Origin of the sequence: Rhodococcus aetherivorans, from assembly GCF_025722975.1 — a bacterium.
GTDB classification, from domain to species: Bacteria; Actinomycetota; Actinomycetes; order Mycobacteriales; family Mycobacteriaceae; genus Rhodococcus; species Rhodococcus aetherivorans.
Genome location: NZ_CP106982.1, coordinates 1,832,887 through 1,855,122, shown reverse-complemented (window position 1 = coordinate 1,855,122; position 22,236 = coordinate 1,832,887). Strand labels below are relative to the sequence as shown.

At 69.9% G+C, this 22,236-nt stretch carries 19 protein-coding genes and 1 riboswitch; of the genes, 3 read left to right on the top strand and 16 right to left on the bottom strand.

What is annotated here, in order from left to right:
* Positions 1–79: 79 nt before the first annotated feature.
* Genes OCS65_RS08480 through OCS65_RS08465 form a run of 4 tightly spaced genes read right to left on the bottom strand, consistent with a single transcriptional unit; the run spans position 80 to position 6,984 of the window.
* Entirely contained in the window at positions 80–2,407 is a 2,328-nt protein-coding gene (locus OCS65_RS08480; RefSeq protein ID WP_006945517.1) for a hydantoinase B/oxoprolinase family protein, read from the bottom strand.
* Between the two features lie 24 nt (positions 2,408–2,431).
* Positions 2,432–4,558 carry a hydantoinase/oxoprolinase family protein gene (locus OCS65_RS08475; RefSeq protein ID WP_006945516.1) on the bottom strand — a complete coding sequence of 709 codons (2,127 nt, stop codon included), beginning with the start codon at positions 4,556–4,558 and terminating at the stop codon, positions 2,432–2,434.
* Between the two features lie 30 nt (positions 4,559–4,588).
* A complete protein-coding gene (locus tag OCS65_RS08470) occupies positions 4,589–5,011 on the bottom strand; it encodes an acetone carboxylase subunit gamma (protein ID WP_006945515.1) in 423 nt (140 codons plus the stop codon).
* 53 nt (positions 5,012–5,064) lie between these two features.
* Positions 5,065–6,984, bottom strand: coding sequence for a hydantoinase/oxoprolinase family protein (locus OCS65_RS08465; protein ID WP_050035681.1), 1,920 nt, complete (start codon positions 6,982–6,984; stop codon positions 5,065–5,067).
* 406 nt (positions 6,985–7,390) lie between these two features.
* Here OCS65_RS08465 and OCS65_RS08460 point away from each other — a divergent pair, with 406 nt between their 5' ends.
* Both OCS65_RS08460 and OCS65_RS08455 read left to right on the top strand, forming a co-directional pair.
* A complete protein-coding gene (locus OCS65_RS08460) occupies positions 7,391–8,161 on the top strand; it encodes a sulfite exporter TauE/SafE family protein (protein ID WP_006945513.1) in 771 nt (256 codons plus the stop codon).
* A 65-nt stretch (positions 8,162–8,226) separates the two neighbouring features.
* Complete coding sequence (locus tag OCS65_RS08455; RefSeq protein ID WP_044476465.1) at positions 8,227–8,985, top strand: HAD-IIA family hydrolase; 759 nt, start codon at positions 8,227–8,229, stop codon at positions 8,983–8,985.
* A gap of 200 nt (positions 8,986–9,185) precedes the next feature.
* Here the strand turns inward: OCS65_RS08455 and OCS65_RS08450 are convergent, their stop codons facing one another.
* From OCS65_RS08450 to OCS65_RS08405, 10 genes are all read right to left on the bottom strand, one after another.
* On the bottom strand, positions 9,186–9,875 hold the full coding sequence (locus OCS65_RS08450; RefSeq protein ID WP_168579950.1) for an MspA family porin: 690 nt from the start codon (positions 9,873–9,875) through the stop codon (positions 9,186–9,188).
* A 63-nt stretch (positions 9,876–9,938) separates the two neighbouring features.
* A complete protein-coding gene (locus tag OCS65_RS08445) occupies positions 9,939–10,646 on the bottom strand; it encodes an MspA family porin (RefSeq protein WP_168579951.1) in 708 nt (235 codons plus the stop codon).
* 353 nt (positions 10,647–10,999) lie between these two features.
* Positions 11,000–12,346: a bifunctional adenosylcobinamide kinase/adenosylcobinamide-phosphate guanylyltransferase gene (gene cobU / locus OCS65_RS08440; protein ID WP_043802331.1), complete on the bottom strand. Its 1,347-nt coding sequence runs from the start codon at positions 12,344–12,346 to the stop codon at positions 11,000–11,002.
* The gene (locus OCS65_RS08435) at positions 12,346–13,152 is read right to left on the bottom strand and encodes an ABC transporter ATP-binding protein (RefSeq protein ID WP_043802333.1); all 807 of its coding nucleotides are present in this window, start codon (positions 13,150–13,152) and stop codon (positions 12,346–12,348) included. Before OCS65_RS08435 ends, cobU begins: the two co-directional genes overlap by 1 nt.
* Positions 13,149–14,177 carry a FecCD family ABC transporter permease gene (locus tag OCS65_RS08430; RefSeq protein ID WP_006945506.1) on the bottom strand — a complete coding sequence of 343 codons (1,029 nt, stop codon included), beginning with the start codon at positions 14,175–14,177 and terminating at the stop codon, positions 13,149–13,151. The genes OCS65_RS08435 and OCS65_RS08430 overlap by 4 nt, the downstream gene beginning before the upstream one ends.
* Positions 14,174–15,148 carry an ABC transporter substrate-binding protein gene (locus tag OCS65_RS08425; protein WP_037201082.1) on the bottom strand — a complete coding sequence of 325 codons (975 nt, stop codon included), beginning with the start codon at positions 15,146–15,148 and terminating at the stop codon, positions 14,174–14,176. The genes OCS65_RS08430 and OCS65_RS08425 overlap by 4 nt, the downstream gene beginning before the upstream one ends.
* A gap of 80 nt (positions 15,149–15,228) precedes the next feature.
* Positions 15,229–15,371: riboswitch (cobalamin riboswitch) on the bottom strand.
* Between the two features lie 88 nt (positions 15,372–15,459).
* Positions 15,460–16,410, bottom strand: coding sequence for a DUF808 domain-containing protein (locus OCS65_RS08420; RefSeq protein ID WP_029545373.1), 951 nt, complete (start codon positions 16,408–16,410; stop codon positions 15,460–15,462).
* A gap of 216 nt (positions 16,411–16,626) precedes the next feature.
* Positions 16,627–17,850: an O-succinylhomoserine sulfhydrylase gene (locus tag OCS65_RS08415; RefSeq protein ID WP_006945502.1), complete on the bottom strand. Its 1,224-nt coding sequence runs from the start codon at positions 17,848–17,850 to the stop codon at positions 16,627–16,629.
* The gene (locus OCS65_RS08410) at positions 17,847–18,257 is read right to left on the bottom strand and encodes a rhodanese-like domain-containing protein (protein WP_006945501.1); all 411 of its coding nucleotides are present in this window, start codon (positions 18,255–18,257) and stop codon (positions 17,847–17,849) included. Before OCS65_RS08410 ends, OCS65_RS08415 begins: the two co-directional genes overlap by 4 nt.
* A 62-nt stretch (positions 18,258–18,319) precedes the next feature.
* A complete protein-coding gene (locus tag OCS65_RS08405; protein WP_043802335.1) occupies positions 18,320–18,748 on the bottom strand; it encodes an Rv0361 family membrane protein in 429 nt (142 codons plus the stop codon).
* Positions 18,749–19,041: 293 nt separating this feature from the next.
* Here OCS65_RS08405 and OCS65_RS08400 point away from each other — a divergent pair, with 293 nt between their 5' ends.
* Positions 19,042–20,427 carry an FAD-dependent oxidoreductase gene (locus OCS65_RS08400; RefSeq protein WP_043802337.1) on the top strand — a complete coding sequence of 462 codons (1,386 nt, stop codon included), beginning with the start codon at positions 19,042–19,044 and terminating at the stop codon, positions 20,425–20,427.
* Between the two features lie 98 nt (positions 20,428–20,525).
* Here OCS65_RS08400 and OCS65_RS08395 read toward each other — a convergent pair whose 3' ends face one another.
* Together OCS65_RS08395 and purT are read right to left on the bottom strand one after the other, a co-directional pair.
* Positions 20,526–21,008, bottom strand: a complete 483-nt coding sequence (locus tag OCS65_RS08395; protein ID WP_043802339.1) for a DUF456 domain-containing protein — start codon at positions 21,006–21,008, stop codon at positions 20,526–20,528.
* Positions 21,005–22,210: a formate-dependent phosphoribosylglycinamide formyltransferase gene (purT, locus tag OCS65_RS08390; RefSeq protein ID WP_043802341.1), complete on the bottom strand. Its 1,206-nt coding sequence runs from the start codon at positions 22,208–22,210 to the stop codon at positions 21,005–21,007. Before purT ends, OCS65_RS08395 begins: the two co-directional genes overlap by 4 nt.
* Positions 22,211–22,236 lie beyond the last annotated feature (26 nt).

The window sequence follows — 22,236 nt, the reverse complement described above, 5'->3', positions numbered from 1 at the left end:
GGGAGCACACGTGCGGGCACCCGGCTTGGGTGGATCCGGTGGCCGGAGCCGGCCGGAACCGGCTCCGGCCGGACCGGTTTCAGGACTTGCGGTGGACGATCTCGCCGTGCTTGGACTCGAGTTCCTTCACCCGGGCCGTGAGCTCGGCGATCTTCAGCTCCCGCCGGTCGGGCATCATGATGATCGGCATCTTGTCGATCGTCGTGGTGACCCGCTCGGCGCCGTGCACGGTGAAGTGTGTGGCGGTCAGTTCCTCGGTGTCGCCCCAGGATCCGTAGTACAGCAGGTCCTGCGGAGGTTCGGGCGTCACGAACTTCTCGACGAACTCGCCGTAGGGCACACCGCGGGAGAGCCGGTCGCGCCGCATCGACGCGCGTAGCGTCTCCGTGGCGTCGACGTCCACGACGAACGTGTCCGGCGCATACACGACGCCGTAGATGTCGTGCGCCACCTTCGCGGAGATCCGGTCGATCTCGAGATCCGCGACCACGTCCTCCGGGGCGCGTTCGAGCGGATCTCCGTACCCTCCGCCCGTGCCCTGCGAAATCATGTACAGCTCACCGTCCTTGGCGACGTCGAACTGCAGACCCATGTGGCTGGTGCTGTACTCGGCGCCCTCGAAGGGCTGTTCGTTCATCACCTTCTCGATGGACAGGTCGAACCGTTCCGGGTTGCGGCGCAGCTCGTCGTAGACGTTGACGCCCTTGACCGTCGCGAGCGGGTAGGTGTTGCAGCCGTACCCGCCGAACTGTCCGCTGATGGAGGAGAACTTGGCACCGGAGGTCACCGTCATGAAGCCCCACAGCGGGGTGCCCTCGGCCGCCACGATCATCTCGTAGCCCATGCCGCCGCGGTACTTGCCGAAGCCCTGGTTGTCGCGGACGATCCGCTTGCTCACCAGCTGCATGAAGGGCACCTCCTCCTCCATGACCTCCTGCTCGGCCGTGTCGGCCATCGCGCAGAAGAGCGGGGAGACCGCGTCCTCGCCGTCCCGGAACGCCTTGGCGCCGCCGCCCATGCCGTTCAGGTCGGCGCACAGGTTGCCGACCTGGTCGCCGTGCTGGGTGACCCCGCCCCACAGGAAGGTGTTGATCTGGTTGAACCAGGGCGCGATGACGTTGGAGAACTTCTCCGGGTTGGAGAACTGCAGCTTGGCCCAGGGATTCTGGAGCGCCGAGAAGCCGCGGAAGGAGGCCTGCAGCGACTGGCCCATGGGGGCGTCGTAGCCGGCGTCGGACCACGTGTGCTCGTCGGAGATGATCTCGATCGGGCTCATCGCGGAGGTGCAGCGCGGCAGGTCCGGCCACCAGAACGCGAGGATGGCCTGCATCATCATCGACTTGACCGAGCACAGCGGCGAGTTGATGGCCCGGTTCAGGATCTCCGGTCCGCTGCCCCGCAGGTCGATGGTCATCTTGTCGCCCCGGACCGTGATGGAGCAGGCGAGCTTGATGAGGATGTTCTCCTTGAGGGTGGAGTCCATGAACTGGTTGAACCGGACCGTGCCGTCGGGCAGTTCCCGGATGCGCCGGCGCACCTCGGCCTCGACGTCCTCGACGGTGATCCGCAGCGCCGCGACGAACGTCTCCACGCCGACCTCGTCGATGATCTTGTCGACGCGTTCCTGGATGCGCTGGACCGCACCGATCTTCACCTTCAGGTCGGCCAGCTGGAGCTTCGGGTCGCGGACCGAGTGCTGCAGGAAGGTGAGCAGGTCGCGGCGCAGCTCGCCGCGCTCGACGATCTTGAACGGGCTCATCCGCAGGCCGTCGTCGAACGGGGTCTCCGAGCCGGAGGGCATGCCGCCCGGTTCGCAGGCGCCGTTCTCGCCCTCGTGGATCGTGGCGGCCACCCAGGCGATGATGCGGTCGTCCCGGATGATCGGCATGATCATCGACTGGTCGGTGTTGTGGACGTTGCCGAAGCGGGCGTCGTTGTGGATGAACCCGTCGCCGGGGTGGATTCCGACGGTCGGCTCGTCCTTCCAGTACTTCATGATGTACCGGATGGGGTGGTGCAGGATCGCAGAGAAGGCGATCACGCCGTGGCAGGACAGGTAGGTGACGTCCCCGGCCGCCGTGTAGATGGCCGTGGTGAGGTCGCCCCACTTGGCGCCCGGTGCCGCGCCCATCGCCTCGCACATCTCGAAGCCCTCGTCGAGGGCGCCCGCGAGGCGCTTGCGGATGCGGTCCACCTGGAGGGGGTCGACCCCGTCGGCGAGGCATTCCTGCTCGAACTCGCTGCGGGAGGTGATGTGGTGCGAACGCATGATCTCCCGGTCCGGCCCGAGGAACAGCGTCGTCTCGTCCATGAAGTCGTCGACCCACTGCTGCTCCTGCTCGTTCAGCGAAGCGGTTGCAAGGCGCTGCTCCGCAGCGGCTGTGAGGTCGTCGTGAAGTGCGGTCATGGCTGTGTCTCCTGTGTTTCTGCGCTAGTCCTTGAGGAACCAGACGGCGCCCTGCGGTGAGGGTTCGAGGCGCCAGCCCGGCTCGACGAGGTAGGTCGTGTTCTCGGTGGTGACGATCGCCGGACCGGGAATCACGTGGTGGTGACTCAGCGCGTCGGCGTCGTAGATCGCGGTGGTGATCGCCCGGGGATGCGCGACGAAATGGACGTCGCGGTGCCCGACCGGCGTCGGCAGCGTCCGCTCCCCGTCGTGGTGCAGGGAATCGAACTCGACGGTCTCACCGTTGACGTAGGACGCGACCCTGATGGTCTGGACGCGGATGCCGGCCTCGGGTGCGGCCGACCCCTCGCCGTAGCGCTTGGAGTAGATGTCGGAGAACGTACGGATCAGGTGGAGCACGTCACCGACGCCGTGAATCCGGTTGATGTCGAAGGCCACTGCCGTCGTCACGAGCTGGTTGCCGTAGCGCAGGTCCATCTCGAGGCGGTGCTCGATCGCCCCGTCGCCGACACCCTGGCGTCGCAGATCCTCCGCGCCCCGGGCCTCGAGCGCGGCGACGATGTCGTTGAATTCGTCGTAGCTGTCGTAGAGCCCGCGGGTGGTGGCGTTGTAGAGCACCACGTGGACGCCGCGCTCGTGGATGTGCAGCTGCTTCATGTTGCCGGCGCCGCAGGCGGAGAACACCGAGGAGAACGGCGGGGCGAGGATCTTGCGGATGCCGGCCTGGTCGGCGATCCCGCACGCGTGCAGCGGGCCGTTGCCGCCGTACGCGAGCATGGTGAAGTCCTCCGGCAGATAGCCGCGCACCCGCAACTCCTTGGCGATGCCGATCGCCATCTGCTCGTCGACGGACCGCTTGATGACCTTGGCGACGTCGATGACGTCGAGGTCGAGCTCGTCGCACAGCTGTTCCTCGACGGCGAACACCGCCCGCTTGCGGTTGAGCTTGATGAAGCCGTTGGCGTAGTTGTCCGGATCGAGGTAGCCGAGCAGCAGGTCGGCGTCGGTCACCGTGGGGCGCAGCCCGCCGCGGTCGTAGCAGGCCGGACCGGGGTCCGAGCCGGCGGACTCGGGCCCGAGCCGGACCGAGTGGTGGATCCGGTCGTAGCTTGCGATGGAACCACCACCGGCGCCGAGGGTTTCGAGGTGGATCATCGGGACCGAGACCAGCCAGCGGTCGATCGTGGGCTGGAAGTCGTAGTGCTTCACGCCGCCCGCGGGTACCAGTCCGATGTCGAAGGACGTGCCGCCCATGTCGGTGGTGATGATGTTGCCGATCCCCGAGGACTCCGACAGATGCTCGGCGGCACTGACACCCGCGACGGGACCCGAGTGGATGGTCTGCAGGGCATCGGTCGAGTTCATCTGGGCCATGCCGCCGGAGTTGTGGATGATGAGCATCGGCTTGTCGTAGCCCGAGTCGCGCAGGTTGTTCGCGAGCTGGCTCATGGCGTGGAACATGATGCCGTGCAGGAAGCCGTCGACGATGGTGGACGTCGCGCGGACGTACTCGCCCTTGCGCCCGGAGACCTGGTGGCCGAGCAGCACCGGGATCGCGCCGAGCTGATGCTCCGGGTACTCCTCCTGGATGATCTCCATGATCCGTAGCTCGTGGGTGGGATTCTCGGTGGCGTTCACCAGCGACACCACGAGCGCCTGCGCACCGGCGTCGACGAGTTCACGCACCATCGTGCGCACGTTCTGCTCGACGAGCGGGACGACGATCTCGCCGGCGGAGTTGACCCGCTCCTGGACCGACCGGATCAGGCTCCGGTGGACCAGCGGTTCGGGCCGCTCCGCGGCCGGCAGGTTCTGCTGCATCGACGGATCGAGTCCCTCGCCGTATCCGCGGCCGCGGGAGAGCGGGATGGTGTCCTCGAAGCCGTGGGTGACGATGGCACCGACGCGCGGGCCCTTGCGCTCGATGAGGGCGTTGGTGCCGAGCGTGGTCGCGTAGCGGACCGAATCCACCTGGGACAGGACGTCGTCCCGGTCCAGTTCGGCTCGGCGGCAGGCGAGGTCGAGTGCCTCGTTGAATCCCTGCGCCAGGTTGTGGTGGGTGGTGAGGGCCTTGGCCTCGACGTACTTGTCGTCCCAGGCGAAGAAGCAGTCGGTGAAGGTGCCGCCGATGTCGACGGAGATTCGTTTCATGGTGACGAGGTTCCTTGCGGGTCGCGGTGACTAGTGGTGGTTGTGGCGCCGGCCTTCGAACTCGCCCTCGGCGTCCTGGCCGGGGCCGTACGTGACGACCTGTCCGGGATCGGTGCCGCGTTCGAGCCACTGGGCGCGCAAGGCGTCGACGTCCCATTCCATGTCGACGGTCGGGGGGTGTCCCGGCGGGATGTACTCGGTCTCGATCTGGGTGCCGCAGCCGGGGCAGTAGTACTCGAGGATGCGGCAGTAGGCCGGGTCCGGCGAGAAGGTGAACTCGTAGCGGTCGGGATCGATGATCGGCTGGTGGATCTCGCGCGGGTCGCGGTCGTAGACCAGGGTGCCTTCCTTGTAATTGCCGCGGGCGCTGCCGAGTTCGTGCCGGCACACCCGGCACACCCACAGTTCGCTGTCGAGGTCGATGACCAGGTATTCGGTCATGGGGATCTGCATGTCGTGCATCCTTCGAACGAGCCTGCGGTCGAACAGGCTTCGGGCTCTGTCGGTCAGTGGGTGTCGGTGAGCAGCAGGTCGCCGCCGGCGGTGACGTCGAACTTCCAGCCCTCCTGCACGCGGGCGGTGAAGAAGGGGCCTTCGACGATGGCCGGGCCCTCGGCGGTGGCGCCGGGCTCCTGGTCGGCCAGCGCGAACACCGGCACCGCCCGTCGGCCGCCGGCTCCGAGCACGGTGCGCTCCCCGGCCGCCCGGGGATCGCGGGCCTCGGCGAAGGAGCCGTGCGGGAGCTCGATCCGGTTCATCCGGCGGGTGGCCACCAGGGTCAGCGCGGTGGACGCGCCGGGCAGGAGCTCGACGCACTCGCCGGGTTCGTACGACGCCTCGTCGACCGTGGCCCCGTGCGCATCCTCGGTGGTCAGGGTCCAGGAGAGTTCGCAGTCGGTGAGGGCGTGCCCCTCCTGGAACATGTCCCGTTCTGCCTTGGCCAGCAGGTCGGCCACGGCCGCGGCGAGCGTCGCCTCCGCCGTGTCCGCGACGTCGGCCTCGTAGCTCTGCCCGATGTCGGAGAACCCGATCCCGAAGGCGGAGAACACCGCCGCGAGCTTGGGGACGAGCACGCTGCGTACGCCCGCGACCCGCGCCGCGCCACACGCACTCATCGGGCCGGCGCCGCCGAACGCGGCGATGGTGGTCTCGTCGGCCTCCGACACCGCGGGCGCGACGGCGTTGCCCATCGCGGTGAAGTACGCCTGCTCCATCGCGAGCAGCGCCTCGTCGAGGGTGAGGCCGAGAGGTTCGGCCACCGTGGCGGTGACGACGGCGCGGGCCCGGTCCGCGTCGAGGGTGAAGTCGCCGTCGAGGTAGGTGGTGGGGTCTAGGACGCCGAGGAGGAGGTTGACGTCGGTGATGGTGGCGGACGTGCCGCCGAAGCCGAAGCAGGCCGGTCCGGGTGCCGCACCGACGCTTTCCGGTCCGACGGTGATCGCCCCGTCGGTGACGGTGATGATGGAGCTGCCGCCGATGCCGGCCGACTCGACGTTCGACATCGGGAAGGAGATCGGGATGCCGGCGATCGAGCCGCGGCGGTCGGTGAGGATCTCCCGCCCGGCCACCGTGCCGATGTCCGTCGTGGTGCCGCCGACGTCGATCATGAGAACGTGCTTGAGGCCGTAGATCTCGGCGAGCGCCCGGGTGCCTTCGAGGCCGCCGCGCGGGCCGGACGAGTACGTCTTGAGGGCCACGGACTTCGCGACGCGCGAGGAGGCGCCGTCGTTGCGATAGATCAGCAGCGGGTTCTTGACGCGGTGGTCGCGCAGCCGGTGCTCGGCGTTGTAGAGGAACCGTTCCATCGTCGGGTGCAGGAACGTGTTGATCACGGCCGACCAGACCCGCCGGGCCGGCGTGCGGTCGGTGGTGAAGTCCCACGAGTACAGGAACGGAACCGAGCCGAGCAGGTGGCGCGGGAACTTGCGCAGCAGGATGCCGCGCAGCTTCCGCTCGCGTCCGTCGTCGGTGTCCCCGACGGCGACGACGATGCGGGCGGCACCGTCGGTGGTGAGACGGTTGACCCGGGCGACCAGCTCCCCCTCGAGGTCCGCGGCCTCGGCGTCGACGACGGCCACCCGGGCCCCGACGAGGTCGTCGAACAGCGCCTGCTGCTCGGGGGTGCGGCGCAGCTCGTCGACAAGGGCGGCCGAGTCGGTGATGATGCCGATGCGGGGGCCCTTGCGCTCGACGAGCGCGTTCGTCCCCTGCGTGGTCGAGTAACGGATGTGCGCCGTCGAGTGCAGCAGTGCAGGCAGGTCCTCGGCTCCGTAGATCTCCTTCGACACCTTCGTCAATCCGTCGAACAGGCACTGCGACAGATCGAACGGTGTGGTGAGGGTCTTGGTGAAGCTGAATTCGTGGCCGTCCCAGGCGCAGATGTCGGTGAGCGTGCCACCGTTGTCGATGTTGATGAGTCTGTCCATCGGGTGTCCCCCGTTTCGGGTTGCGGTGATGCGGTTCGAATGAGGAAGAGCATGCGTCCGGACCCGAGGATGTGAAGTGTGCCACTTTCGGACACCCGCTATGACGTGGCTCATCTCCCGCCCCCGGACGCCCCTCGACCTGCGGATTCGAGCGCGCGTCGCCGGAACGGGGCCGTTCGGCCCCCGAACCGGCGGGAGGGGTGGGCGGCTCCCGCGGACGGGGAGTGTCCGGAATTGGGACGGTGCACCGGCGGGCCACGACGGCGGGACACCGGCACCCGCGGCGGCCGGTGCCGTCCGCCGTCGATCCACGCGAAAGCCTTGTCGAGACAGCATATTCGGTGGCACCCGACGCTCCGGGGTGGCGACGACAGGCCACGGCGGCGCCTACCGTAAGGTCGGCTCGGTGACACCGCTCGAACTGTTCCTCGTCGCCCTGGCCGGGCTGGGCGCCGGCGCGATCAACGCGCTGGTCGGTTCCGGGACCCTCATCACCTTCCCGACCCTCGTCGCCTTCGGCCTGCCGCCGGTGACCGCCACGATGTCCAACGCGGTCGGGCTCGTCGCGGGTGGGGTGTCGAGCACGTGGGGGTACCGGCGGGAGCTGCGCGGACAGTGGCCCCGGCTACGGTGGCAGATCCCCGCGTCGGTCTCCGGCGCGGTCCTCGGATCGTGGCTGCTGCTGAACCTGCCCGAGTCGGCCTTCGAGACGATCGTGCCCGTCCTGCTCGTGCTGGCGCTGCTCCTCGTCGTGTTCCAGCCGAAGCTGCAGCAGTGGGTGCTGCGCCGCTCCGGCGGCCCGGAGGAGCAGATCGGCCCCGCCCGGATGACGGCGCTGATCGTCGGCACCTTCGCAGTGGGCGTGTACGGCGGCTACTTCACGGCCGCGCAGGGCATCCTGCTGATGGGCCTGTTCGGCGCGCTGCTGCACGATCACATCCAGCGGCAGAACGCCGCGAAGAATCTGCTCTCGCTGCTGGTGAACGTCGTGGCCGCCACCGCCTACACGCTGGTCGCGTTCGACCGGATCGACTGGACGGTGGCGGCGCTGATCGCCGTGGGCTCGCTGATCGGCGGCGCCCTCGGCTCCCGGTACGGCCGCCGGCTCTCGCCCACGGCGCTGCGTGCCGTCATCGTCGTGGTCGGGTTGATCGGCTTGTACCGGCTGCTGGCCTGAGCGGTCGGTGACACACTCGAACGGTGAGCGACGAACCCACACCCGCGCCGGTCTGGAACTACCTGATGGACATGGACGGCGTCCTGGTCCACGAGGAACACCTGATTCCCGGCGCCGACGCGTTCCTGACCGAGCTGCGCGAGAACGGCACACCGTTCATGGTGCTCACCAACAACTCGATCCGCACTCCGCGGGATCTGCGGGCCCGGCTGCTGCGCACCGGGCTCGACGTCCCGGAGAAGTCGATCTGGACGTCGGCGCTGGCGACGGCGACGTTCCTGGCGAATCAGCGCCCCGGTGGCAGCGCCTACGTGGTGGGCGAGTCGGGGCTGACCACGGCCCTGCACGACATCGGCTACGTCCTCACCGACAGCGATCCGGACTACGTCGTCCTGGGGGAAACCCGCACGTACTCGTTCGAGGCGATCACCACGGCGATCCGGCTCGTCGAGCGGGGTGCCCGGTTCATCGCGACCAATCCGGATCCGACCGGGCCGTCGCGGGAGGGCTCGCTCCCCGCCACCGGGGCCGTCGCGGCCCTGATCACCCGCGCGACGGGCCGCGAACCGTACTTCGTGGGCAAGCCGAATGCCCTGATGATGCGGTCCGCCCTGCGCGCGATCGGCGCGCACTCGGAGCACACACTCATGATCGGCGACCGCATGGACACCGATATCGTCTGCGGCCTCGAGGCGGGCCTGCAGACACTGCTGGTCCTCACCGGCATCTCCACCCGGGAGTCCGTGGAGATGTTCCCCTACCGGCCCACCCGCGTCATCGAATCGATCGCGGAACTGGTGGGGCGCACCGCGAATCCGTTCTGAGCGGCATCGAGCGGGCGGTTTCGACGCCGAAGGGGAGGTTGTCGCGCATGCCACTCGGGCGATGCCGCAACAACCTCCCCGTCACCGTTCATCCATGACGCCACTGCCCGGCCCCCACCGGACCGGGCAGCGACGACGCCCCGCCGACGAGAGGATGAGGTTCTCGTCGGCGGGGCTGCTCACCTCTGAAGGCGCCTCGCTCAGCCGATGCTGAAGGGCTGGCCCCAGAGGGTGACCTGCTGGACATTGGTCCCGGTGTCGACGGTGACCTTGATGTAGTTGCGAGCCTGCGCGTAGCCGGCGCAACCGGACACGGCGAGGGTCGAATCGGTCCACGTGACGCTGCCGTTCGGGCCCTTCACGACGTTGAACGGAACATGCTGCTCTTCGTCGAAGGCGTTCGCGATGGTGCGGTCGAGGATCTTGAAGTCCTGGGCCTGGCCCGGGCCGAGCGTGACCGTGCCGTTACCGTTGATCGACGGGGTGATCGAGGCGCTCTCACCCGCGTAGCCGGCCTTGACGCCGGCGCCGCCGCCAGCGGTGCCACCCAGGTTGATCTGGCAGGCGACGATGTAGCCCGGCTGGAACTTGGTGGTGGCCTTCTCGGCACCCTGGCCGCTGATCTCGACCTTGGCGGTGCCCGAGACCCACACGTTGCGGTGCAGCGCCGTCGCGCCCATCGACGGGGAGATATTCGCGGTCTCACCGACGCGGCTGACGGTCACCGTGGTGCCGTTCAGCGTCTCGGTGATGCTGCCGTCCGGCAGCGGGACGAAGGTGTCGGCGTTTGCCGCACCGGCAGAAGCGAATCCGATGGCGACGGCGACGGTGGCGCCGATGCCGGCCGCCTTCAGACCACGGCGCAGGCCGTTGGCGATGCTGGTCTTCATGTTCTCTCTCTCGAGGGTTCGATGTTCGCGGGAGCGAAAAGCCGGAGGGAAGGGCGGTGGCGATCAGCCGATGCTGAACGGCTGGCCGTACAGGGTGGTCTTGGAGTAGTTGGCTCCGGTGACCTCGAGGACCGTGTACGCGCGGGCCTGTGCGTAGCCACCGCAGCCCTGAACCTCGATCTGGGCGTCCTGGTACCGGTAGCTGTACTTGCCGTCCTTGAGGATGTCCTTGCCGTCGATGCGCGCGAACTTCACCTGACCTGCAGAGATCGGAACACTGATCGAGCCGCTGAGGCTTCCGCCACCCGACGAGGGGCCCATGTCGAATCCGGCACCGAGATTGCCCTTCAGGCCCGTGATGTCCATCTGGCAACCAATGATGTATCCGGTCGTCAGGTGCGGAACCTCGTTCGTCGAGGTGCCGTTGGTGCCCTGCGTACCGGTGGGATCACCGGTGGCGATGCCGCCATTGGTCGGGCCGGCCTTGAGATCGGCGGGAAGGCCCTTGACGTCGACCTCGATCGTTCCGGACACCCACGCCACGCGACCAGCGCCGTTAGCAGCCAAGGAGGGCGAGATGAGGGCGCTCTCCGCGGTGCGCTTGATCATGGCATTGCCGTTCGCGGCGACGATCTCGCCGTCGGGCAGCGGCACGAAGGTGTCGGCGTTAGCCGCACCCGCGGACAGGAAGCCCAGGGCGATCGCAGCAGCAGCTGCGACACCACCGATGCGTGCGCCGCGGCGGAGGCCGGACGTGTGCTTGATGCTCAATTCATTCCCCTACTCAGGTGTGCGGTTACCCGGGCGCCCCCGGGCACGGCTGATCACGGCCGCGGGCGGCCGCCGCGGTCGATTCGGATGTGCCTTCTGGTCAGGTCGGGCGAGATACCGGTCGGTTTCTCGCACAGGCGGATTCAGGTGTCGTTGGCGTGCTGCCCCGAAGGGCACTGTGGACCGACACCCCCGCTCGGACCCCAGTTCGTTTCGGAACGATAACACGCCCGATGCGAAGGGTCACTAAACAGTTACGGCTGTGTTCCAGATCACATCTGCACACAATCGTGTGCGATCGGAGGTTTATGTGTGACCGGGAATCCGACTTGCACAGAACGAAGTTCGATGCTCTAGCGCAACCGCATCGGAATACCCGCCACGACCAAGGTCACCGCCTCCGACTCGGCGGCCACGCGCGCGTTGAGCCGCCCGAGCAGGTCGCGGAACAGCCGGCCCGACGCCGTCGGCGGCACCACGCCGCTGCCGACCTCGTTGCTGACCGCCACCACCGGCGCGGCACACGAACGCCACGCCTCGAGCAACTCCTCGACGTCCGCCTCGACCGCGGTGACGTCGCCGCCCGACCACACGTCGTGACGGTCCAGGCGGGCGGTGAGCCAGGTCCCGAGGCAGTCGATCAGCAACGGCTCGCGCGACCCGCGCAGTACGGATGCCACGTCGTCGGTCTCCACCGTCGTCCACGACCGCGGCCGACGGGCGCGGTGCAGCGCCACCCGCTCGGCCCACTCCGTGTCGCCGTCGCGCGTGCCGCCGGTCGCCACGTACGTCACCGCCGGGAACGATTCGAGCAACTCCTCGGCGTGCCGCGACTTGCCGGAGCGGACACCGCCGAGTACCAGGGTGCGCTGCGTCGCAGCGGCTTTGCCGGTCGTTTGTCCCACCGTCGTCACCTCACCGTCGTCGCCCGGTCGCGCCCCGCAGGCCGCCAGGCGGATCCGCAACTGCGCGACCGGCGGGTTGTGGTGCCCCAGATGCACGGCCACCACATCGGTCCGCTCGGTCACCGCCCCGCACGCGCGCAGCGCCCCCACCGTCTCGCCGAACGCGGGCAGCGTGTGGTGCGCGTCCCCCAGATCGATGCGGTCACCGAACGTCTCCTCCAGGAAGACCGCGTCGTACCCCGCGCCGGCGACCCGCTCGAACCAGTCCGCGGGCAGCGGGCCGGTGTCGCACGCCCACAGCAACCGGTCGCCGCCCGGGCCCTGCACGTCGTAGAGCACCGAGTCTCCCTCTCTCAGGACCCGGTGGGCGGCGGGCAGGACCCGCACCCGATACTCGCCCACCGTCAGCACGTCCCCGGCCGCGACGGGCACGAACCGCACCGCGTCGGTGGGACCCACCCAGTCCCGGCACTGGTCCAGCGTGTCGGGGGGTCCGATCACCTCGATCTCGAAATCCACTGTCGCCCAAGCACGGAACAGCAGCGCCTGCGGGCCGAGATGGTCGGGATGCGAATGGGTGAGCAGGATGTGCCGCACCCCGGCGAGGGTGCGGCCGTGGCGCAGGGCCGCGCGCGGCGCCTCGGGCCCGCAGTCGAGCATGAGGACGTCGTCCACCAGCGCCGCCGTCTGCCCGCGTATCTCGCCGCGGGCGGCCGCGTCCGAGCACGATGCGCACGTGCAGAACGGGTTCGGCCAGCCGTCGGCCGCACCCGTGCCCAGCAGCAGGACCTCCATCACGAACCCTCCGATTCGGTTCGGCCGGAACAGCTCCCGCGAACCGGAACGATGGCCGGTCCGGAACCGGGTCGGTCCAGCACCTCGACGCGCGCGCCGTACACGTCGGCGATCCGCCGGGCCGTCAGCACCTGCCGGGGCGTGCCGTCGGCGACGACGCGGCCGTCGGCGAGCAGCACCAGCCGTCCGCCGTACAGCGCCGCCGAGGTCAGGTCGTGCATGGCCGCGAGGACGGTGAGCCCGTTCTCCGCGCGCATCGACTCCACCAGGTCCAGCACGTGCTGCTGGTGGCCGATGTCGAGGGCGCTGGTGGGCTCGTCCAGCAGCAGCACCTTCGGCTCCTGCGCGAGTGCGCGCCCGAGCACCACCCGTTGCAGCTCACCGCCGGACAGCTCGGTCGCCGGCCGCGCAGCCAGCCCGCGCAGGTCGAGGCGGTCGAGCACCGACTCGACCACCTCGCGGTCGTGCGCCGACTCGGTCGCGAACCGCGGCATGTGCGGGGTACGGCCGAGCCGGATCAGGTCGGCGACGGTCATGCCTTCGGGCACCACCGGCCGCTGCGGCATGAGCGCCACCGTCCGGGCCATCGCCCGGCGTCCGGCGTGGGCGGGGTCCAGGCCGCCGACGCGGATCCGGCCGGTCGCGGGCACCAGGCCCGCGAGCGCGTGCAGCAGCGTGGTCTTCCCACCGCCGTTGGGCCCGACGAGCGCGACCCACTCCCCCTGTCCGACAAGCAGGTCCACCCCGTGCAGGACGGTCTTGCCGCCGCGGGCGACGCTCAGGCCGCGGCAGTCGACGGCGTTCACGACACCCCCCGATGCCGGCGCAGCACGACGAGGAAGAACGGGGCGCCGACGGCCGCGGTCACCACGCCGATGGGCAGTTCGGCCGGGGACATCACGGTCCGGGCCAGCACGTCCGCCAGGACGAGGAAGGCGGCCCCGATCATCAGCGACAGCGGCAGCAGCAGCCGGTGCCCCGGGCCGACGATCAGCCGGATCGCGTGCGGCACCACGATTCCGACGAAGCCGATGAGCCCGCTGGCGCCGACCACGGCGGCGGTGCCGAGGGTGGCCACGCACACCAGGACCAGCCGGACCCGGGCCGGGCTCACGCCGAGGCTCGCGGCCTCCACGTCGCCGACCGCCATCACGTCGAGCATCCGGCGGTGCAGCAGGATGACCGCGGCGGACACCACGACGTACGGCAGCACGACGACCACGTCGGACCAGCCGTCGGTGCTGAGGCGGCCGAGCAGCCACGTGTACACCTGCCGCAGGGTGTCGTCGTAGAGCTGCTGGACGAACGTCTGCGCCGCATTGGCGAACGCCGCGACCGCGACGCCGGCCAGGATGATGACGACCTCCGAACGCATCCCGCCGACGCTGCGCCCGAGCGCGTACGTGGCGGCGACGGCCACCAGGCCGCCGGCGAACGCGGCGACCGGCACCCCGGCGGCGCCGAGCGCCCCGCCGAGCGCGATCGCGAGGGTGGCGCCCAGGCCCGCCCCGCTCGACACGCCGAGCAGGTAGGGGTCGGCCAGCGGGTTGCGGAACACCCCCTGGTAGGTGGCACCCGCGATGGCGAGCATCGCGCCGACCAGCGCGCCGAGCGCCACCCGCGGCATCCGGATGTTCCACAGGATGGCCTGCTGCCGCGTCGTCAGTCCGGAGTCGACGTCGACGAACGGCAGGGCGTCGATCAGCTCGAGGAACACGCCGCGCACGGTGAGCCCGGCGGGGCCGACGAGCACCCCGACGTGCAGCGCGACCACCAGGACGAGGGCTGCCGCGCCGAGCACCAGGGCCGGGTGGCGCGCGGCGCGGGTCACCGGGTGGGCTGCGCGGCGGGTTCGGACGCGGGCGCGGCGGCCACGATCGTCCCGAGGTGCCGCACGAGGTCCACGACCCGGGGTCCCCAGCGGCTGGCGACGTCCTCGTCGAGCACGTGGACCTGGCCGGACCGGACGGCCGTCAGCTCGCCCCAGCCGGCGCGGGCGGCCACGGTGTCCGGGGTGACACCGCAGCACTGCCCGTCGGCGAGGAAGATCAGGTCGGGGTCGGCGTCGAGGACGTACTCGGCGGACAGCTGCGGGTAGGCGTCGGCTCCGGCGGCGTCGCCGATCGAACGCAGGCCGAGCATCGAGTAGATGCCGCCGATGAAGGTGCCGCCAGTGACGCTGTAGTAGGTGTCGTCGAGCTCGTGGTAGTAGGTCAGCGGGGCCGGGCGCGGGGGCAGCCCGGCGACGACCTCGTCGATGTCGCTGCGCATCGAGGCGACGAGTTCGGCCGCGTCGCCGACGTGCCCGGTGGCGGCGCCGAGCTGCTCCATCTGCGTGTACGCCTCGTCGAGGGTGGTGGCGGCGGGCAGCAGCAGTGTGGGGACGCCGGCCGCCTCGAGGCCGGAGACGAGGTCGCCGACGTCGTCCATGGCGACCACGAGGTCCGGTTCGTAGCCGAGCACGGCCTCGACGTTCGGCGAGTATCCGGACAGGGCGGTGACGGGCGCCTCCGCGGGGAAATCGGACTGGTCGTCGACCGCGACGACCTGGTCGCCGGCGCCGACGGCGTAGAGCATCTCGGTGGCGGTGGGGCTGAGGGAGACGATCGATCCGGGGACCGCGTCGAGGGTGATCGCGCCGTCGCCGGAGCCCACGGTGACCGGGAAGGTGCCGTCGCCGGACGGCGCGGAGGCCGGCTCGGATCCGCCGCTCGAGCCGCACGAGGCGGCGAGCAGGGCGAGCGCGGCGAGTCCGGTAGCGAACAGCCGGCGGGCGGGCGCAGTGGGGGCAGGCACAGCCATCCTCCGTGAGGCGGAGGACGAAAACAGCACGGCTGCAACGGATCACCGTTGCGGCACGACACCGTCCTTCGTCCGAGGACCAGTACGTGACCGCCGCGCCGGCCGACCTGACTCGTCCGGCAGCGCGCTGCCGGCCTCACAGTTGCGGGACAGTGCCGGATTACACCGGACTTCACCGATACGCTGCGGCACCCCGCCGGCAAGCGGGGTCACCGCAGCGTATCGCAGGACGCCGGGTCCGGGGACGGCGGCCCGACGCCGTCTTCGACCGGTTCCCCACCCCGGTGCCCCATCGGAGGACGTCGACATCGTCAGTGCGCCGCGCCGCGCTTCTTCCGTTTCGGAATCAGGTGCGCGATCAGGACGATGATCGCGCCCACGACGAGCCCGACGAGTGCGGACGCCACGGTCCCGGCAGTCCAGGACAGCACACCGCCGAAGCCGCCGTGCACGAGATCGCCGAACCAGTGTTCGAGATCGTGGAGGCGATCGGCCGGCCAATGGAATCCTGCCTCGCCGACGTTGACGAGCAGGATGTGGCCACCGACCCACAGCATCGCGGCGATCCCGACCACGGTGAGCACCGTCATCACCTTCGGCATCGCGGCCACGAGCCCCCGCCCGAATCGTCGACTGAACGACGATCGGCGTCGGGCGAGCGACAGGCCCACGTCGTCCATCTTCACGATCAGCGCGACCGCGCCGTACACCAGGGCGGTGATGAGGATCGCGACGACGACGAGCACCAGCAGCCGGGTGAGGAACGGTTCGTCCTCGACCGACGCCAGGGAGATCACCATGATCTCGGCCGACAGGATGAGGTCGGTGCGGATCGCGCCGCTGACCATCGACTTCTCGAACTCCGGCCCGCTCTGCCCCGCAGTCGCGTCCTCGTCGTGGTGACCACCGGTGAGTGCTTCGTAGACCTTCTCGGCCCCCTCGTAGCACAGGTACAGACCACCGGCGATCAACAGGTAGGGCAGCGCCTGGGGCAGGAACTGGCTCAGGAGCATCGCCACCGGCAGGATGATCAGGAGCTTGTTGCGGATCGACCCGGTCGCGATCTTGCGGATGATCGGCAGTTCTCGATCGGGGGTGAACCCGTGCACATAGCGCGGGGTGACGGCGGTGTCGTCGACGACGACACCGGCCGCCTTGACCCCGGCCTTGCCGGCCGCGGCGCCGATATCGTCGATGGACGCCGCGGCCGCCTTTGTCAGTGCCGCGACGTCGTCCAACAGGGCGACGAGACCACCAGCCACGGGAACCTCCCACAGTTCGGCTGTGCAGAGCCGATCGAACGACACGCAGTTGCGGGTCGACTTGTACGTTACCGAAGCACACCCGACCGCCGAGCCGGCTCTCCTTCGGTGTCCGGTACGGCCGGTGTCATCGACTCGGCAGGCCCAGGGGGCGGATCAGAGTCCGCGATGCCGGTACGGCCTCGACGTGGCTGTCGCCCCCGACGTGGCAGCGAGCTACTTCAGCGCCTGCTCGAAGTCCTCGAGCAGGTCCTCCGGATCCTCGAGCCCCACCGACAACCGGACCACACCGTCGGACAGGCCGATTGCCGCCCGGCCCTCCGGACCCATCGCCCGGTGCGTCGTCGTCGCGGGGTGGGTGATCAGCGACTTGGCGTCGCCGAGGTTGTTGGAGATGTCGACGATGCGCAGCCCGTCGAGCAGTTCGAACGCGCGCTTCTTGCCCTCGCCCTCCGGGGCGTCCAGCTCGAAGGTCACGACCGTGCCGCCGCCGCTCATCTGGGACCGCGCCAGGTCGTACTGCGGGTGCGACTCGAGGAACGGGTACTTGACCCACTTGATCGCGGCGTGGTCCTGGAGGAAGCGGGCGATCCGCCCGGCCGACTCCACCGAGTGCCGGATCCGCAGCGGCAGTGTCTCGAGGCCCTTGAGCAGGGTGTGGGCGTTGAACGGGCTCAGCGCCGGGCCGGTGTGCCGGATGAGCTGCTGCACCGGGCCGTCGATGTAGTCCTGCGGGCCGAGGATCGCCCCGCCGAGCACGCGGCCCTGGCCGTCGATGTGCTTGGTGCCCGAGTACACGACGATGTCGGCGCCGAGATCCAGGCTGCGCTGCAGCAGCGGCGTGGCGAAGACGTTGTCGAGCACCACCTTGGCACCGGCGGCGTGGGCCATCTCGGAGACCCGGCGCACGTCGACGAGGGTCTGCATCGGGTTCGACGGCGTCTCGAAGAAGACCGCGGTCGTGGGCACGGACAGCGCCTGTTCCCACTGGTCGAGGTCCTCGCCGTCGACGAACACCGTCTCCACGCCCCAGCGGGGCAGGATCTCGTTGCACACCACGAAGCAGGAGCCGAACAGGCTCCGGGCCGCGACCAGGCGATCACCCTTGCCGAGCAGCGCGGCGAGGGAGGTGAACACCGCCGACATGCCGGAGGCGGTGGCGTAGCAGCCCTCGGCGCCCTCGAGCAGCCGCAGCCGCTCCTCGAACATCTTCACGGTCGGGTTGCCGTACCGGGAGTAGACGAAGTGGTCCACGTCGCCCGTGAACGCCTGCTCCGCGGCCTCGGCCGATTCGTAGACGAAACCGGAATTGAGGTAGATCGCCTCGGAGGTCTCCTCGAATCCGGACCGCATGGTGCCGCCGCGCACGCCGAGCGTGGCGGGACGCACCGATGCCGGCAGCGGCCGCTCGAAGGCGCCGCCCCTGGGAATTGCGCTCACGACTGCCTCCACGGCAGGCCCGCGGCCCGCCAGCCCTCGGCTCCGCGATGCCTCTCGGCATCGAGGCCGCCTTCGAATCCTTCGACGATGTTGTACGACGGGGCCAGGCCCGCCGCGGTGGCCGCTTCCGCGGCCGCGATGGACCGCTGTCCCGAGCGACACAGGAACACGACCGGCCCGCCGGTCACGCCGGCGTCCTTCAGCTGCTCGACGAACCCCGCGTTGCGGGCACCGTCCGGGTAGCGCACCCACTCGACGAAAACGGTGCGGCGCCCGATGGGGGAGGTCTCGGGGACCCCCACGTATTTCCATTCGGCGTCGGTACGCACATCGACGAGCACGGCGTCCGGGTTCTCGCGCAGCAGCTCCCACGCTTGCTGCGGCGTTATATCACCTGCGTAGCTCACCGCACCAGCTTTTCACAGTTCGCGGCGAGCCGACCAGGCGGGCGGGTGGCGCCGGTCCCCGATCAGAAGGTGCAGACCCGCCAGACGTCGTCGATCCGGACGAACTGCCACGTGGCGGTCTGCTCGTTCCCGTCGAACCGGGCGCGCACGTCGGCGGTTCCCCGGTCGCCGTCCGTCTCGACGTTCTCGACGCCCTCGAGCTGCACCTCGCCGTCCACGCCGGCCAGCGGGGCCCGGTCGGCAGGGAGCCCGTCGCAGCGCAAGCGGTCCTGCGCGGGGGCGTCGCCGGCGTTGTGCGCGCGGACGTAGTCGTCGACCGTTCGCACGACGAGCTCGGTCCCGGAGGTGCTGCTGTCCGACGGCGACACCAGCTGGGCGACGAACACCCCGACGACGAGCACCACGATGATCGCGAGCGCCGCGAGGAACGGCGTCGCGCTGCTGCGGTCCGTTTCGTCCGGGTCGGGTTCGGGTGCGCGTTCGGCTGCCATGGGGCGATCCTAGGCCGCGCGGGCACGGCCCCCCGCGGGCGCATTTGCCCCAATAAACCCTCTCGAGGTAGGAATTGCCCATGGCCTCTACGCACCTCGTTCGACGTCTCGCCGTCGACCTGTGTCGAGTGAGCGCCCACATGTGTTGTCGCTGAAGCGATTTCTCGTCACGCCCGGTTCGTCGCGCAGTTTCTGCCGCTCCCGCGTGCCCATGGCAGCCACCCCTGCCGGCTCCCTTCCTCAATTAAGCTGAACCACGTCCGTCCGCACACCGAAGAGGTAGTTGACCCCTGATGACCGATCAGACTCGTCCCCTTCGCGTCGCGATCGTCGGTGCCGGCCCCGCCGGTATCTACGCCGCCGATGCGCTCATGAAGTCCGACACCGAGGTCAGCATCGACCTGTTCGAGCGGATGCCCGCCCCGTTCGGTCTCATCCGTTACGGCGTGGCCCCGGACCATCCGCGCATCAAGGGCATCATCACCGCGCTGCACAAGGTGCTCGACAAGCCCCAGGTCCGGCTGCTCGGCAACCTCGACTACGGCACCGACATCACCCTCGAGGACCTGCGCCGCTTCTACGACGCGGTGATCTTCTCCACCGGCGCCAACGCCGACCGCGCCCTGAACATCCCCGGCATCGAACTCGACGGCAGCTACGGCGCCGCCGACTTCGTCTCCTGGTACGACGGCCACCCGGACGTGCCCCGCGACTGGCCGCTCGAGGCCGAGAAGGTCGCCGTGCTCGGCGTCGGCAACGTCGCCCTCGACATCGCCCGGGTGCTGGCCAAGACCGGCGACGAGCTGCTGCCGACGGAGATCCCCGCCAACGTCTACGAGGGCCTGAAGAACAACAAGGCCGTCGAGGTGCACGTGTTCGGCCGCCGCGGTCCCGCCCAGGCCAAGTTCACCCCGCTCGAGCTGCGTGAGCTCGACCACTCGCCCACCATCGAGGTCATCGTCGACCCCGAGGACATCGACTACGACGAGGGCTCGGAGGCGGCGCGCCGCAATTCCAAGCAGGTCGACATGGTGGCCAACACCCTGCAGGACTGGGCCATCCGCGACGTCGGCGACCGCCCGCACAAGCTGTTCCTGCACTTCTTCGAGTCCCCCGCCGAGATCCTCGGCGAGGACGGCAAGGTCGTGGGCCTGCGCACCGAGCGCACCGAGCTCGACGGCACCGGCAACGTCCGCGGCACCGGCAAGTTCCGTGACTGGGAGGTCCAGGCCGTGTACCGGGCCGTGGGCTACCTGTCGCAGAACATCGCCAAGCTGCCGTTCGACGAGCAGGCCGGCACCGTGCCCAACGAGGCCGGACGCGTCGTCGCGGACGACGCCGCCGAGGGCACCGCCCGCTACCTGCAGGCGACCTACGTCACCGGCTGGATCAAGCGCGGCCCCGTCGGCCTGATCGGCCACACCAAGGGCGATGCGAACGAGACCGTCGCGAACCTGCTCGCCGACCGGGCGCAGGGGCTGCTCAATACCCCCGAGGACCCGTCCGAGGACGCGATCGTCGCCTTCCTCGAGGACAAGCAGCTGCCCTACACCACCTGGCAGGGCTGGTACCGCCTCGACGCGCACGAGCGCAGCCTCGGCGAGGCCGAGGGCCGCGAGCGCGTCAAGGTCGTCGAGCGCGAGGACATGTTCCGCGCCTCGGAGCCGCACAAGGCCTGACGCCACCCGCTCCCCCGCCGTGGCCGAATGTCACATCGCGTCGTTTGGATCGACACGATGTGACATTCGGCCACAGCCGTATCCGGAGGCTGCGACGTTCAGGTGAGCAGCACCGCGCCGAGCCACACACCGGCGGCGACGAGACCGCCGAACAGCTCGACGAGGATCGACAGCGCCACCGCCTTCGTCGCGTACACGGTCGAGAGCCAGGCGTCGCGGTGGGTGCGGTGCCGCTGCACCTCGGACAGGTACGTGCCGAGCAGAAAACCGAGCAGCAGACCGATCACCGGGACGACGAAGAAGCCGACGATGCCGAGCAGACCGCCGGCGACGATCGAGCGGGTCGGCACCCCGGCGCGGCGCATCCGTCCTCCCGGCCACGTGTACTTCACGATGCCGGTGACCAGCAGGGCCGTCGTCGCGACGGCGAAGACCGTCCACCCGACGGTGCCGCCGGTGAGGACGGCCCACACCGCGATCGCCCCGAAGATCAGCAGGGTGCCCGGCAGGATCGGCACGACGATGCCGACGAGGCCGACGAGGATCGCGAGCCCGACGAGGACCTCCGCGCCGGCGGTCACGGCGCCACCGGCCGCACGCGCGACGCCGCCTCGACCGCGCGGGCCCGCGCGGTCTCGATGTCCGGGCCGGTGGACACCGCCACACCCATGCGACGACGGACGAACGACTCGGGCTTGCCGAACAGCCGCAGGTCGGTTTCGGGCACCGACAGCGCGTCGGCGACGCCCTCGAACGCGATGCCGGCGGCGTCGATGCCGCCGTAGATCACCGCCGACGCCCCGGGCGCGAGGAGCGCGGTGTCGACCGGCAGGCCCAGGATCGCGCGGGCGTGCAGCTCGAATTCGGAGAAGCGCTGCGAGCGCAGGGTCACCAGGCCGGTGTCGTGCGGGCGGGGGCTCACCTCGGAGAAGAACACGTCGTCGCCCGCGACGAACAGTTCGACGCCGAAGACGCCGCGGCCGCCGAGCGCGCCGGTCACCGTCGCCGCGATCTCCCGGGACCGGGCCAGGGCCCGCTCGCTCATCGGCTGGGGCTGCCAGGACTCGACGTAGTCGCCGGCGCGCTGCAGGTGCCCGATCGGTTCGCAGAAGAACGTCTCGACCTCCCCGGACGGCCCGACGGCGCGGACGGTGAGCTGGGTGATCTCGTACTCGAAGTCGACGAAGCCCTCGACGATGACCCGGCCGAGGTCGACGCGCCCGCCGGCGAGCGCATAGTCCCAGGCGGCGGCGATCTCGTCGGGGGTGCGGACCGTGGACTGGCCCTTGCCGGACGAGGACATCACCGGCTTGATCACGCACGGAAAGCCGACCTCGGCCGCGGCGGCGCGGACCTCGTCGAGGGATTCGGCGAAGCGGTACGGGGAGGTGGGCAACCCGAGCTCCTCGGCGGCGAGGCGGCGGATGCCCTCCCGGTTCATGGTCAGCCGGGTGGCGCGCGCGGTCGGGATCACCTCGGCGAGACCGCGTTCCTCGACGATCGCGAGCGCGTCGGTGGCGATCGCCTCGATCTCGGGCACGACCAGGTGGGGTCGTTCGGCCTCGACGAGCGCGAGCAGGGCCTGCGGGTCGCTCATGTCGACGGTGTGCGCGCGGTGCGCCACCTGGTGCCCCGGCGCGTTCGGGTACCGGTCCACCGCGATCACCTCGACACCGAGCCGTTGCAGCGCGACGACCACCTCCTTGCCGAGCTCACCTGCGCCGAGCAGCATGACGCGCAGGGCGCCGGGAGTGAGCGGGGTGCCGATTCGGGGTGAGACCATGAGGGGACTATATGTGCCCCGCAGGT

Coding starts and splice junctions, on each gene's coding strand:
- OCS65_RS08480 (WP_006945517.1), bottom strand. CDS start 2,407: ATGACCGCACTTCACGACGACCTCACAGCCGCTGCGGAGCAGCGCCTT.
- OCS65_RS08475 (WP_006945516.1), bottom strand. CDS start 4,558: ATGAAACGAATCTCCGTCGACATCGGCGGCACCTTCACCGACTGCTTC.
- OCS65_RS08470 (WP_006945515.1), bottom strand. CDS start 5,011: ATGCAGATCCCCATGACCGAATACCTGGTCATCGACCTCGACAGCGAA.
- OCS65_RS08465 (WP_050035681.1), bottom strand. CDS start 6,984: ATGGACAGACTCATCAACATCGACAACGGTGGCACGCTCACCGACATC.
- OCS65_RS08455 (WP_044476465.1), top strand. CDS start 8,227: ATGGACATGGACGGCGTCCTGGTCCACGAGGAACACCTGATTCCCGGC.
- OCS65_RS08450 (WP_168579950.1), bottom strand. CDS start 9,875: ATGAAGACCAGCATCGCCAACGGCCTGCGCCGTGGTCTGAAGGCGGCC.
- cobU (WP_043802331.1), bottom strand. CDS start 12,346: ATGGAGGTCCTGCTGCTGGGCACGGGTGCGGCCGACGGCTGGCCGAAC.
- OCS65_RS08425 (WP_037201082.1), bottom strand. CDS start 15,148: ATGGCTGTGCCTGCCCCCACTGCGCCCGCCCGCCGGCTGTTCGCTACC.
- OCS65_RS08405 (WP_043802335.1), bottom strand. CDS start 18,748: ATGGCAGCCGAACGCGCACCCGAACCCGACCCGGACGAAACGGACCGC.
- OCS65_RS08400 (WP_043802337.1), top strand. CDS start 19,042: ATGACCGATCAGACTCGTCCCCTTCGCGTCGCGATCGTCGGTGCCGGC.
- purT (WP_043802341.1), bottom strand. CDS start 22,210: ATGGTCTCACCCCGAATCGGCACCCCGCTCACTCCCGGCGCCCTGCGC.